Annotated in this window: 7 protein-coding genes; 5 read left to right on the top strand and 2 right to left on the bottom strand. The window is 55.3% G+C overall.

The annotated features are described in order from the left end of the window. Positions 1-156 precede the first annotated feature (156 nt). The 4 genes from BLV48_RS01650 to BLV48_RS01635 all read left to right on the top strand — a co-directional run bounded on the left by BLV48_RS01650 (position 157) and on the right by BLV48_RS01635 (position 6,814). Positions 157-2,091 carry a TonB-dependent receptor domain-containing protein gene (locus tag BLV48_RS01650; protein ID WP_091822082.1) on the top strand — a complete coding sequence of 645 codons (1,935 nt, stop codon included), beginning with the start codon at positions 157-159 and terminating at the stop codon, positions 2,089-2,091. 67 nt (positions 2,092-2,158) lie between these two features. After that, positions 2,159-6,010, top strand: coding sequence for a cobaltochelatase subunit CobN (cobN, locus tag BLV48_RS01645; RefSeq protein WP_217632926.1), 3,852 nt, complete (start codon positions 2,159-2,161; stop codon positions 6,008-6,010). After that, on the top strand, positions 6,010-6,504 hold the full coding sequence (locus BLV48_RS01640; protein ID WP_091822074.1) for a MotA/TolQ/ExbB proton channel family protein: 495 nt from the start codon (positions 6,010-6,012) through the stop codon (positions 6,502-6,504). Before cobN ends, BLV48_RS01640 begins: the two co-directional genes overlap by 1 nt. A gap of 1 nt (position 6,505) precedes the next feature. Continuing rightward, a complete protein-coding gene (locus BLV48_RS01635; RefSeq protein ID WP_091822071.1) occupies positions 6,506-6,814 on the top strand; it encodes a DUF2149 domain-containing protein in 309 nt (102 codons plus the stop codon). 139 nt (positions 6,815-6,953) lie between these two features. On the opposite strand, the gene BLV48_RS01630 is transcribed toward BLV48_RS01635, so the two are convergent. Both BLV48_RS01630 and BLV48_RS01625 read right to left on the bottom strand, forming a co-directional pair. Next, complete coding sequence (locus BLV48_RS01630) at positions 6,954-7,706, bottom strand: SDR family NAD(P)-dependent oxidoreductase (protein WP_091822067.1); 753 nt, start codon at positions 7,704-7,706, stop codon at positions 6,954-6,956. A 207-nt stretch (positions 7,707-7,913) separates the two neighbouring features. Further along, positions 7,914-9,842 (bottom strand): TonB-dependent receptor, encoded by a 1,929-nt coding sequence (locus BLV48_RS01625; protein ID WP_091822063.1) that lies wholly within the window; start codon positions 9,840-9,842, stop codon positions 7,914-7,916. 449 nt (positions 9,843-10,291) lie between these two features. On the opposite strand from BLV48_RS01625, the gene BLV48_RS01620 reads away from it, so the two are divergent. After that, positions 10,292-13,798, top strand: a complete 3,507-nt coding sequence (locus BLV48_RS01620) for a TonB-dependent receptor domain-containing protein (RefSeq protein ID WP_091822060.1) — start codon at positions 10,292-10,294, stop codon at positions 13,796-13,798. Positions 13,799-13,846 lie beyond the last annotated feature (48 nt).

Here is a 13,846-nt window from a genome sequence, read left to right as displayed (position 1 = left end):
GCGTTTTGATGTTGGGGTAGAAATTGTCATCTCCGGGTGGCTTTTGCCGGTCGTCGCTGTTCTTACAGCTTCCCTCTATAGGAGCAGGTAAAACACAGTAAATATATGTTATGTTATAACGAATCATTAAGTGTTCGCTCGGAGGTCCTGTAACTCATGCTCATCACTCATACTCGGCATATAGTCGCCACCGCTTTGGTCTTCGTCGGTTGCTCTAGTTATCCGGCTTGGGCTGAGCTGCGAGTTTCAAGCGATGATGTGTTGGTTGTGACCGCCAATCTGCATGGAGCACCACTGGTGAACGCGCCCGCCAGTATTTCACTTATTGATCGCGAAGAGTTGCAGTTGTCCAATGCGGACGATTGGGCTGATGCTCTGAGTGCACAAGAAGGTGTCAACATCAGTTCGATTGGACAGACGCGCCGTGGCATCAGTATTCGTGGCATGCCGGTTGAGCATACCCTGTACTTGATTGACGGTCGCCGTATCAGTTCCAGTAATGGTGTTATGGCGCATACGGACTTTGAGCTGGGCTGGCTACCTCTGTCTGCAATTGAAAGGATTGAGGTTGTCAGGGGGCCATTGTCGTCCCTCTACGGCTCAGATGCACTGGGCGGTGTTGTTAACCTCATTACGCGTGTGCCCGAGGATGCGCTAAGCGGCGAAATATCAACAACACACGTCTGGCAGGATGATCGCGACGGTGGCGATGCCAGTAAAACATCCTTCTATCTCAGTGGAGCAGCGATGCCGGGTACGCTTGCCATGAGCTTGGCTGGTCAATGGCTGGAACGGGATGAGCTTAAGCTGGTAGAAGATCCTCAGATCTCCGAAATTGAAGCCAGGGAGAACCGCTCGATTCAGGGCAATCTAATCTGGACTCCGTACGACAATCAGCGCATCGATCTCAGTTATGCGAGGGGAGACGAAGAGCGTAGCCGTAACGTGGCCAGTCGCAGTAGCTATTACAATTCAGAAGACGATCTCGAGACCGAACAGCTATCGCTGGCCCACAAGGGCGACTGGTCCTGGGGGCAAAGTACTATTTCGGCGTATCAGTCTTCTGTGGAACGCGTAAATACACGAACGGCCGGCAATACGGCTACGCCCGCTCAGAAGGTTAAAGACCAGGTTGTACAGGGGCACCTCTCAACCGGACTGGGCGATATGCACTGGCTGACATTGGGCGGACAGTTGCGCCAGGAAACCCTGTATGATCCCCGTGTCGATACCCGGGGCAAAGACTCCGTACTGCACAAAAGTTTGTTCTTTCAGGATGAAGTCAGCTTTGCACCCAATCTGCAGCTGGTCGCGGGGGCCAGTGTGGATAACCATGAGCGCTATGGAAATGAAGTAAGCCCGCGCATCTATGCCGTGTATGAGCCTCGCCCCGACCTGGTGTTGAAGGCCGGCTATGGTGAGGGTTTCAGAGCCCCGACCTTGAGCGAATTGTCACCGAACTATCAAATCTTGGCAGCTGGCGGTCGCTTCTGGGTCTATGGCAACCCGGATTTGCAGCCTGAGCAATCGTCCACTTCGGAGTTGGGCATTGATTACACGGCGGATAACTGGAATGCATCGGCCCGTCTGTTCCGCAACAATCTGGAGAACCTTGTTCAGTCTGTCTGCAGCGTCGATTGTGGCATACGTGGCCGTGAGATTCGTTACTACGAAAACATAGATGAAGCGGTGATCAATGGTATCGAGTTGGGCTGGGGCATGCGTCCACTGCAGGTGCTGGACCTTAGCCTGAATTACACCTATCTGGATACAGAAGATCGTGGCACCGGTAAGCCACTGGAGTTCAGGCCGGAGCATAGCGCCAATCTGGCAGTGAGCTGGCATTTCCAGCCTGGCAGTCAGGTACGCTGGCGTTCAGAGCTTATTGGGCGCCAGTATGTGGGTGACGGCGAGTATGCCCCGTCTTATGCCCTGCACCATCTGGATTTTGCCTGGGAATTGGACACGGCTTTGACATTGAACGCGGGGGTCGAAAATCTTATGGATACTCGCTTGCTGGATGAGTCGGAACTATTCGGATTGGCAGAGCCTGGGCGGACAGTACGTGTTGGCCTGACAGCACGTTTCTGAGTCTAAGCAGATGACCATAACGGCTATCAGGTTTCCATTATTATTATGTGTTCTTTTCGGGCTGTTGTTGGGATCAGCGTCTGCTGTTGCAGCGGAAGCTTCGGCTGCACGGGTGCATGTAATCAGCAATGATTTTGTCTCGGTCGCCAAGTTCCGCGACCTGCAGGTACTGGCGCTGGACGCCGATGTTGAATTAACAGCTTTTCAGATCGAACAGGCGCCGGCTGATGCCGCTGCCTGGTTCGATGCCGATCTGGTGATTTTGGATACCCCACGTGGCAGTGATAGGCGGCAGGTGATGGCGTTCAGTCAGCCTTGGCTGGCGTCATCCGAGCGGCCCTGGCTGGCGGTAGGCGGTGGTCCACCCAAGGGCGGTCAGCTACCTGGACCGGTGTTGCATGATCTGGCGGCGTATTATGTCGCCGGAGGCAGGGATAACCTGAGCCGCATGATGCAGTATCTATCTGCCTGGCACCGGGGTGAGTCTACCGCACAGCTTCCTCCTGCCGTGCCTCTGCCAGCCGCCGGTTACTACCATCCTGCAGCAAAGCAGCCATTTACGGATCTGGATGCTTATTTTGCCTGGGGGGAGGATCGCTGGCCTCAGGACGCACCGATATTGGCGATCGCCATGTCATCGGGTGTACTGCGCGATCAGCAGACAGCGTTTCATGATCAATTGGTAGCCGCTATCGAGTCAGCAGGTGGAGTGCCATTGCTGTTTTGGTATGGACGCAAACAGCCTGATGCGGTGCAGGATATGCTGGCTCCGGCAAAGCCAAGTCTATTGTTGAATACCACGCACATGCTGGACGGCGAGGCGATGGAAAGGGCGTTTCGAGCGCTGGATATTCCGGTGGTGATGGGGTTGGGCAGCCGTCAGACTGTGGAGCAGTGGCGCAGCCAGGCTCAGGGAATGGATGCAGGTATGGCTGCCGTACTCATGGCCACGCCAGAGCGCTGGGGCATGACCGATCCGCTGGTGCTGTCGGCGGTGGAGGATGGGCGCCGCGTGGCAATCCCGGAGCAAATCGAACTGCTGATCGGACGCTTCCTGGCCGCTGCCAGGTTACAGCGTGAGACACCTGAGTCCATCAAGTTGGCGCTGATGTTCTGGAACTCTCCCGCAGGTGAGCGCAATCTCTCGGCCTCTCATCTGAATGTGCCACGCAGTATTGCAGACATAACAGCGGCACTGGTGGCCAGCGGATACACGCTGTCGGCGCTGGACGAACAGAAGGTGATCCAGCAGGCGCAAGCCATGCTGTCCGGACTCTACCGTCATGACCAGCTGGACAACCTGCTGGTCAAGGGACTGGCGGTCAGTTTTCCGGTCAGTCGCTATCGCCAGTGGTTGGCATCTCTGCCCGGCAAGATTCAAAATCAGGTGAAACATACCTGGGGGGAACCTGAGCAACACTGGAGTATCCGTACCCTGGACGGGGAGCTTCGGTTTGTTATTCCTGCCATGCAATTGGGACATTTCCTCTGGATGCCCCAACCGCCCCGAGCAGACCGTCTGGGTGCGCATGTGCATGACAACGTGCAGCCACCGGGGCATTTTTTCCTGGCCACCTACCTGTACCTGCGTGAAACCTATGGCGCGGATGCTCTTATCCACCTCGGAACCCATGGCACCCAAGAATGGACGCCCGGCAAGGACAGAGGGCTCTGGGCCTACGATTATCCGAACCTGGCCGTCGGCAATCTGCCGGTCTTCTATCCCTATATTCAGGACAATATCGGCGAAGCGCTCCAGGCCAAGCGGCGCGGGCGAGCGGTCGTCATCAGCCACCAGACCCCGGCCTTTGGCCCTGCCGGTCTCTATGCTGAACTGACACACCTGCATGAACTCATGCATGCCTATCAGATGCTCGATTCGGGACCAGTGAAGGACAAGGCGGGCGAGCAACTATTGAATGCAGCCATTGAGCAAAACCTGCATCTGGATATGGGCTGGGATGAGGCGAGCCTTAAATCCAACCCACCGGCATTTGCGGCAGCACTGCATGATCACCTGCATGAGCTGGCCGCGTCATCCACTCCGCTGGGTCTGCACACCTTTGGTACAGCCGCTGCGCCTGAACATCGGGTTATGACCGTGCTACAGCAGCTGGGTATGCCCTATTTTGATGCCCTTGGCGTGGAAGGTGATGAACTGCTGGCCCTGGAGACGGAACAGTTGCAACAACAACCGGCCTATAGTCTGTTGGCCGAAACGCTGGCCACTCGGAAACTGCCAGAGCAAGCATTACCGAAGCCACTGCTTCCCCTGTTGCAGCAGGCACTCGACAATGATGCTCACCTGAGTCTGGATAACGAAATGGAAGCCCTGTTGGCGGGCCTTCAGGGCCGCTTTGTCGCGCCCGGTCCAGGTGGTGACCCGGTACGCAACCCGGCCACCAGCAGCGGTACCAACCTGTACGCCTTCGAACCGGACAAGATTCCCAACAAGGCCGCCTACGCAGCTGCCGAAGACATGCTGGACCAGCTGGTTGAGCGTTATCGCGAAGAACATCAGGGGGACTCGCCCCAGCGCCTGGCCTTTACCCTCTGGTCATCAGAAGCCATACGCACTCAGGGGCTGGTTGAAGCCCAGGTCATGCATGCCCTGGGTGTGCGGCCGGTCTGGGATGAGGGGGGACGTGTACGCCGTCTGGAAATTATTCCGCAGGCCGAGCTCAAGCGGCCAAGGATGGATGTGTTGTTGCAGGTGACCAGCGTCTATCGGGATCAGTTCGATGGCCTCATGCGGCATTATGCCACCGTTATTGAGGCGCTGTCCGAACAGGAAGACCCCGCCAACCCCATCGCGGCACACAGTCGTCAGCTGGCCGATGCCTTGCGCCAAAGGGGGCTGGCCGACGAGGATGCCCAGCAATTGTCACGCGCACGGGTGTTCAGCAGCCCACCGGGCAGTTATGGCAGCGGTGTCACTGATCTGGCCATGAACTCCACCGCCTGGGAGGACGACAGCCAGCTGGCCGATACTTTCGTAGCCAGCCAGTCTCATGTGTTCACCACCCGTGAATGGGGAAGGGCGGTTGCCGATGTGAACCTGCTGCAAGATCAACTGGCGCAGGTTGATGCCGTGATGATGTCGCGCTCCAGTCAGGTGCATGGCCTGTTGTCCACGGACCACCCGTTCGAATATCTGGGTGGACTTTCGGCCGCGGTACGTCAGCAAAGGGGCGAAACCCCGACACTGTACATATCCGATTACCGTGGTAACAGCCCACGCATTGCTGAAGCGGCTGCATTTCTGTCTGCTGAACTTAGAACCCGTTACCAAAACCCGCAGTGGATCAAGGCCATGCAGGCGGAAGGCTATTCCGGGGCGGTGCAGATGCTGAAAACAGTCAACAACCTGTTTGGCTGGCAGGTCATGGATACCAGCATGGTGCGTGCCGATCAGTGGCAAGCCCTGCATGAAACCTATGTGATGGACCGCCATGAGCTGGGACTGAACGAATGGTTTGCCGAACAGAATCCCGATGCTCAATCACAGCTGATCGAACGGATGGTCGAGGCTGTGCGCAAAGGCTATTGGCAGCCGAGTGAAACCACCCTGAAGCAATTGACCGAACGCTGGCAAACGCTGGTACAGGACAAGGGAGCTCTGCCTGGTGCACCTAAAACTGTGGACTACATCGAGGATATGGCCCTGGGGTTTGGCTTGTCCGCTCAGCTGGCGTCATCCTCGGCCGCAGCCAGTCCAGACAACAGTGAGAACAGCGCCAGCCAGCCAAGCCAGCAGGTTAAAGGTCAGGTGCTGAAAGCTCAGGAGATGAACGTCCCCACAGAGGATGAGTGGTCGTACCGCCTGAGCCTGATCGGTATGTTACTGCTGTTGGCCCTGGGCGCGTGGCGCGCCCACCGTGAGCACAAAATTCACCTTAGTAATCGAGAAACCGTCTGATGATGAGCCAATTTGAGGCCTTACTCTATCAAATCACCAGTATCTTCCTGCTGCCCGCGTTAGTATTAATTCTGGCTGCCCTGGCTTACGCTCTGATTGCTACCGGCCAATTGCTGGCGGATAGCCTGATATTCCGCCGCACACCTGTGCGTTCGGGATTGAGCCGCTATGCCCAGGAGCAAGGCATCACCAGCGATGACTTGGAATTATGGATTATGCGGCGCCTGGAAAAATTGCGCCTTACCTCACGTGTCAGTCCCTTGCTGGGGCTGGTCGCAACCTTGATACCCATGGGACCGGCCCTGCTGGCACTGGCAGAAAACGAAGTGGCGTCCGTGGGCTCGAACATGGTAGTTGCCTTTGCCGGTGTAACACTGGCGTTGATTGCGGCCAGCCTGAGTTTTGTTGTCCTGAGTATCCGTCGCCGCTGGCTGTTTGAAGAACTGCGCCTGATCGAGCGCGAACAGGCTGGCTTGAGCCAAGAGGGGGTGTGAGGTGGCAGGACGCTTTATCGACCACGAAGACGATGATCCCATACTCTCGGTGGTCAATCTGATCGACCTGTTTCTGGTGATTGTAGTCATCCTGTTGCTGGTTGTCGTACGCAATCCTCTCAACCCTTTTGTGGCCGAAAATGTCGTGGTGGTTGAAAACCCGGGGCAGGACAACATGCGCATAACCGTGAAAAAAGGTGAAGAACTGACCCGATATGAAAGCAGTGGCGAGATGGGAGAAGGGGAGGGCGTAAAGGCCGGGATTACTTACCGCTTGCCCGACGGGCGCATGGTATACGTGCCGGAATAACCTGAAATGATTGCTTATGAGCCACGGTCGAAGAGCTGAAAAGGGCCTGATGAACATCAGGCCCTGATTCTGTACACACAGTTCAATGACTCTGTAGAGCCGTTGGATTCAGGTTGTGCACCGATATAGGCACAGATGGTTACTGTGCCGTGTAGCCACCATCAACGGTATATTGTGACCCACTCACGAAAGCAGCATCATCCGAAAGCAGGAAAGCAACTACGTTGGCTACCTCTTCTGACGTACCAAGACGCCCCATAGGATGCAAAGCAACGAGAGAGTCATACTCCTCTCGGCTAAGCTCATTTAAAAGAGGTGTGTCGATATAACCGGGATGCACGGAATTGATCCGAATCCCCTTTGCGGAATACTGCAGTGCAGCGCTCTTGGTCAAACCGGATACAGCGTGTTTCGCCGTAACGTAAGGCACATAGCCTGGGGTGCCCACGAGGCCCAGAATGGAAGCCGTATTTACGATTGCCCCGCCGCCAGCTGCAAGGATAGCGGGCACTTCATATTTCAGTCCGTAGAAAACAGCATCAAGGTTAATGTCGATCAGTTTTTTATATCCGTCAATATCCACCTCATGCAGTGGCCCTTGAGGCCCGATGATGCCGGCATTGTTGAACGCCAAATGCAAGGCCCCGAATGTCTCAACAGCAAAAGCTACAGCAGCCTCATTCACTGAGGGTGATGTAAAATCACCCCCAAACGCAGCGGCCTTACCACCAGCGCCAGTGATTTCGGCGACCACCGCCTGGGCAGCTTGCTCGTGCAAGTCAGCGACAACAACAGCCGCGCCTTCAGAAGCAAGCTTGATTGCAGTAGCCTTTCCAATGCCTGAAGCTGCACCTGTTATCAGTGCTGTTTTTCCTTCAAATCTGTTCAACATCAGTACGTTCCTTTACATGATAGTTGTGTGTGCGTAGCAGGGTAGATCACGACGAGAAGTGCACACATGTCTTCCTCGTGTACTTTTGAATAGCAAGGTGATGTTCATCATAATTGACAAAGCTCGATAATGATAATGCTTATTATTAACTGTAAGCGCAAGGGTGTAGTCAAGGGGATATATTCAAATGATCAATAAGGGACGTCATCAGAATCCCATTCGAACACCTATCTGTGCAGACGTGCCCGGCATGGGATAGCCCGGACGATAGGCGTAATCACTGTCGAACAGGTTCTCGATGGCAAGGAATACTTCACCGTCAGGCCCCAGTTGTGGCATACGGTAACTGGTGCGGAGATTGGCCACAGTAAAACTGCTGACTTTGGCAAGATTTGTACTGCTGGCGGTTCTAGCCTGACTGAGAACATACATATCGCGCTGATACTGGGCATCTGCACTGACATGCCAGCGGCCTTTTTGGTAATTAATACCGGCCGAGATTGCGTAATCCGGAGCGTAGGGTAGCGTCTTCAAGCTGGAATCCAACCAGGTTATCCCGACAAAACTGTTGAACGCAGGGCTCCAGCTTTGTTGCCAGCTAAACTCGGCCCCATTGATATGATATCGACCCAGATTAATGTACGAAGGTCGGGTGACAGCAGGGGGGAAGGCAAACAGATAACGATTTTTCAGATTATCTCTGAACATTGCCAGATCAAAGGTTGTGCCGCTGAAGGGAGTGAAACGCAGCCCAATTTCCCGGTGATCAAGCTCTTCAGGTTCCAGCGACTCCCAACTATCTCCCAACGCGGGTATTAACTGAGACATGACAGAGGTTTCCAGCCCCGGGTAATGCATACCGCGGGATACATTAGCCCGCAACTCAATGTGATCAGTGGAGAGCACCAGGCCTGCATGGGGAGCGAGACTTGAATCATATACGTTATGATCGTAGGCCCTGATCCCGATGGAAGGCGTTAGCAGCCAATGATCATTCAGCATCAGAGAATGACTGATGGCCAGATGAGGCGACACCAGTCTGAGGACAGGCGTGTTGAAATAGTCAGCGGGGGCGGGCGCGACACGACGAAATGCGACATCGCCTTCACTTTCGTCGATATCCAGGCCAAACCTGACATCGCCCTGTGGCCAGAGCTGCATGGATTCGGTAAAACGTAGTCCGCGGGTACTGAAATCACTGATCGTGTCACCATCAATGCCGCTTTGATTCAATGCGGCACCGCGCCCGTGACTGTAATACACACGAAGTTCGCCTTGTGCGCGGGCATGATGATGCGACAGCGTAAAAGACGCCAGGGTTGCGCGGGTAAGAAAATCGCCATTTTTTGTGGCGGGCAAGCCCTCCTCGCCCGGGTCAGAAGCCCGGTTGTCGGTGTGCAGGGCCAGGCCAGAGACAGACCAGTTATCATTGATGCGGTATCCCAGCCGCCCCATGCCATTGCTTAGCCGACCGTCACCATCGTCACGCGCCCCGTCAGAACGGGAATAGCCCTGTGACAGCATATAATCCCATTTTCCCTCACGGCCGGTGAAAACAGCTTGTTCTGAAAGCGTGTGAAAGCTGCCACCTGACAACTGCAATGAGCCCTGGTGGCCATCATCCGCTTTGGCAACTTCGGGTGTCAGGTTGATGGCAGCAAAGGTATTACCAAACTGCTGAGGTTGGGGGCCCTTGTATACCTGAATGGACTGCATACCGTTAAGCGGCAAAAGGTCCGGTAACGGGTGTCCCCATAGCGGCATGTAAAAGGGAATTTCGTCAATGTATGTCTGTATTTCGCTGCCTGGGCGACTGGCCCCCATGCCGCGTACATAAACAGCACCACCTTCAGCACCACCGAAGGAACCGACCGGATTGAACCGTGAAACCACCACGCCCGGAGTGCGGCGCAAGGCTGAAGACAAATCCAGCGCATGCAAATCACGCACCTGAGTTTTATCGACCCAGGTACTCAGAGTTGCAAAATTGTCTGTTTGGTTGCCCTCAATGATTGGCGAGCCTGTCACGGTTAAGGTCGACGGGTCATGAGATTTCGGGCTTGAAGACAAAGCAACATCAGAAATACCACCTGCTGCAAGGGTAAGCAGTAATGCTGGTATGGGTTTGGTGGGCATGAAGCGCTCCTTTGCTATTCATGTCGCATCCGTTTGCTATGCACAGGATGTACTGTTTGTGAAAAGCAGGGAGGATTGCGCGCCAGCCGCTGAACTTCAATGTGACATAGTGTCACAGCCAACGCGGAGGATAACGGTAGCGCAATGATTCAAACCGGCTATCAGAGCCTGCACTAACCAGCTTCACACATCACCATTTCTATCGTGCTATCGACACGTGAAGTCACGGACGTTACGCACTCACTGCATTATTTAATAACCGCACACATCCCAAGGATGTACACCGAAATCCATACGAAATTTTCAGTTTCGCATATGAATCTAACCGATAATCATTCTTGTTTGAGGGTAGCATGGGTGTATGCCAGGTGGAGAGCGTCGATGCACTCCAAATTTCAGAACCGATAGAAAGACCAGCTCAGCGGGCTGTACAACAAAAGGAGTGATTGATGAACGTTTCGCTGTATCAAGAAGCCCCCCGGCTTAAGCCATTGGCATTGGCCGTGATGCTGGCGATGTCACAAGTGACGATGGAAGTCGCGCAGGCGGAGACGGTGGTTCAGGTGAAGGAATCATTGGATGACTGCTCTACCAGTGATACAGCAGAAGTGAATGGCGGAAAGGAGTGTACCGACAAGGATGTCACCGACAAGGACGTCACCTCTAACGAGGTACTGCCGGTGATTGGCAGCGAAACTACCGTTATTCAAGGCCGCGATCTATCAACGGAAGATGTCTACCTGCGCGATATTTCCAACGTGCATGCCACTCGTGAAAACATTGAGAACTACAAGGGTACCTCGGTAGGTGACCTGTTCAAGGGCTTGAATGGCGTATACACCGGCGAGGCGCGCAACTCCGGTGCGCTGGACCCGAACATCCGCGGTATTCAGGGCACCGGGCGTGTACCGGTGCTGGTCGATGGCACCGAGCAGTCTACTACCATTTGGCTGGGGCCGGGGGGCATCAGTAATCGCAGCTATGTAGACCCTAACCTGGTGGGGGGCATTACCGCCGAGAAAGGGCCGTCCTTTGAAGGCCCCAGTGGTATCGGCGGAGCCGTACGCATCCGTACGCTGGAGCCGGGCGATATCATTCAGCCGGGCAAAACCTGGGGCATCGAGCTGAAAACCGAAACCGCCACCAACACGGTGGCTGAGCGTGATGGGGCCAACGGCTGGTATGGCCAGGATTACCGTGACGTTAAGGCGAATGGTGTACCGATCATTGGAACGGGTGGTGATTATGGCGGAATAGTTGCGCCGCTTGGGGGTGGGGTTACGTTGGTGCCGGAAAGTGGCAGCGACCATCAGGGCTTTAATGGCGAGGATTATGCCTGGCGCCTGGCCGTTGCAGCCGAGCAGGAACACTTCGACCTGATTGGCGTGCACAGCTACCGCCGCAGCGGCAACTATTTTGCCGGTGAAAACGGTGCCGATGCCTACCGCACCGAAGATTGGATTGAGGCGATGCAAAAGGCGAAAAGCCAAGGGGCAGGGAACAGCAGCGAATACAACGATTATCTGGCCAATTTGTTTCGGCCAGGGCAAGAGGTACTGAATACGCACAGTGAAATGACCAGCACCCTGCTGAAAGGTCGGCTGGAACTGCCCCACAATCAGGAGCTGAGCCTGAGCTGGATGAACACCGAGCAAATTTACGGTGAAAGTAACGTATCGATCCGTATGATCGCCCACGATCCGAAAAATATGATTGATATGGATGGCACTGGTGACATGGCCTATCAGTACAATAACCCTCCATCTGAAGTGGATCAGGATACCTGGAATCTGGGTTACAGCTGGAACCCGGACAACCCACTGATCGACTTGAAGGTCGGCGCCTGGGCAACCCAAAGCTTCAGTGTGCGGCACCAGAATGGAGGGTTCCAGTATCAGCCAATGGAGACCGACAGAAACTACAACAACTATTTATGGTGTTCGGTGTACCAGTCAGCCTGGCCGGAGCAGGCTGCCATGTATGAAAACCATTGTAGGATTCTGCATAACCCTGATACCAACCCCTACGAGCATGACCCTGACTACCGGGATGAGTCTATTGATGGCACATTGGTTGATGCTTCCCGCCAGGAATGGAACCACGACCGTTACGGCCTGAACGTGCGTAACCGCTTTCAGCTGAGCCCCGATTTCGCCCTCACCCTGAGCGCCGATGCACAGCATGAAGAGCTGGACGGCTGGGATGCATCCGAGGCGCACCTGAGTAAGAATCCCTTCGTATGGGGCAACAGCCATATGGGCCCGCGTGCGGGCACTCGCCGTGAATACAATGCCGCCATGCAGATGGAGTGGTTCCCCACGGATACGGTGATGATCACCGGTGGCCTGAAATGGAGCCGCTACTGGTCCTTTGACGATGGCCTTGATGAACACCGGCGCAACCAGCACCGTGGGTGGGCTAAGGAATACGAAGTGGCCTATGCCCAGATCCCCTATGGCCTTTATCTGAGCGAAGAGCAGACCGCTCAGTTGAACGCCTATCTTGCCCGGGCACGGGAAATCAGTGGCGCCCGAGCGTCAGGCACCCTGACCGATGAGCAGCGCGCCTTTGCCGCGGAGTCCAATGCCTGGCTGGCCGAGCTGACCGGCGGCAACTTCGCGGTGACGAAGGAGCTTCAGGCAGCGAACGAGGACCTGGTGTTTTACGGTGCGTCCAGCTACGGGAAAGTCCCAACCGTAGAAATCGGGGGGGCTACATATCTTGGTGGTGGACTTATTGGTGGCCATAACGCGTCATCACGGGGCTTGACGGCAGCGATTGTGGACTATGCCGACGGTGATTTCAGGGGGATGCGTGATCGAAACCCCTTCTATAACGGCACCTTGGATATCAATGAAACCGTAACCACCGCCGATGGCAAGGAGCTGCCCAAGTACCTGGCTGGATTTAACGCGTACAACGCAGAGACCGGTGAGCGGCTGGGAACAACCAGCTTCGTAGGCAATGATCGAGTGGAAAATCCTGAAAAATATAAGGACATCGATATTGTTTATGGGCCTGCGACTATCAGCCATGTTACACGTGTGCTTGATGATTCCGAGCAGTGGTCGCGCCCGCAGAAGCGGCGCAACGAAGCCTGGGCGCCGATGCTGGGCATCACCTGGTTCATGACGCCACATAACCGTGTTTATGCCCGTTACTCCGAGTATGTGCGCTTCCCCAGCCTGTGGGAAGATACCCAGTCTGCCGTTGGCTATGGCTCTTATACAACGGGGACGGATGTGAGCGGATATTCCATCGAGCCGGAACGCACCCGTAATATCGAACTGGGCTATGTGCAGGACCTGACGCCCTGGCTCAGCAATGTACGCATGGCGGACGTACGCCTGAACTACTACCGCAACCGCATCGAAAACTACATCGACCGTAATGTCGATTACCAGGTGCTGCAGTTTGATGAAAAGCGTACTGAAGGCATTGAGCTGCAGGCGCGGGTAGATACCGGCCGCTATTTTGCCGGCCTGGGCGCCACCTACCGCTTGAACAACGACCTGTGTGATGCCGACTACGCCGCCACGCTCGACCCATATAACCAGGGGCAGTATGCCGCTTGTGTTGATGGGGGCTTCCCGCTCACCTTTACCCGCACCAGTACACAGCCCGAGTTGTCCATCAACCTGGATGGCGGCATGCGCCTGATGGGCGACCGCCTGGAGCTGGGCGGGCGGGTCACCTACCACAGCAGTGCCGAAAACGAAGATGAACAGCAGTGGATCGATGAACACTATCTGTATACCGGTTACCTGAACGAAGCCTACAACCTGGAATCGGTGCTGGTATACGACGCCTACGCCACCTACGAGATAAACAACGTATTCAAGCTGAATGCAGGCGTCAACAACATTACCGATGAGTACTATCTGGATCCGCTGACTCGCACTCTGTTGCCGGCCCCGGGGCGCACCTTCAAACTGGGCCTGACGGCCAGGTTTTAACCGAACACCCACGCCAGCCGGGCAGAGGATAAGCCCGCCAGCCAGGGA

It is taken from the genome of Marinobacterium iners DSM 11526 (assembly GCF_900107855.1).
GTDB classification, from domain to species: Bacteria; Pseudomonadota; Gammaproteobacteria; order Pseudomonadales; family Balneatricaceae; genus Marinobacterium; species Marinobacterium iners.
The sequence above is the reverse complement of the archived record's forward strand: the minus strand, read 5'-3'. Positions and strand labels throughout refer to the sequence as shown.

Excerpts from the sequence above, each read along its gene's own strand:
- BLV48_RS01650 (WP_091822082.1), top strand. The coding sequence starts at position 157 with ATGCTCATCACTCATACTCGGCATATAGTCGCCACCGCTTTGGTCTTC.
- BLV48_RS01640 (WP_091822074.1), top strand. The coding sequence starts at position 6,010 with ATGATGAGCCAATTTGAGGCCTTACTCTATCAAATCACCAGTATCTTC.
- BLV48_RS01630 (WP_091822067.1), bottom strand. The coding sequence starts at position 7,706 with ATGTTGAACAGATTTGAAGGAAAAACAGCACTGATAACAGGTGCAGCT.
- BLV48_RS01625 (WP_091822063.1), bottom strand. The coding sequence starts at position 9,842 with ATGCCCACCAAACCCATACCAGCATTACTGCTTACCCTTGCAGCAGGT.
- BLV48_RS01620 (WP_091822060.1), top strand. The coding sequence starts at position 10,292 with ATGAACGTTTCGCTGTATCAAGAAGCCCCCCGGCTTAAGCCATTGGCA.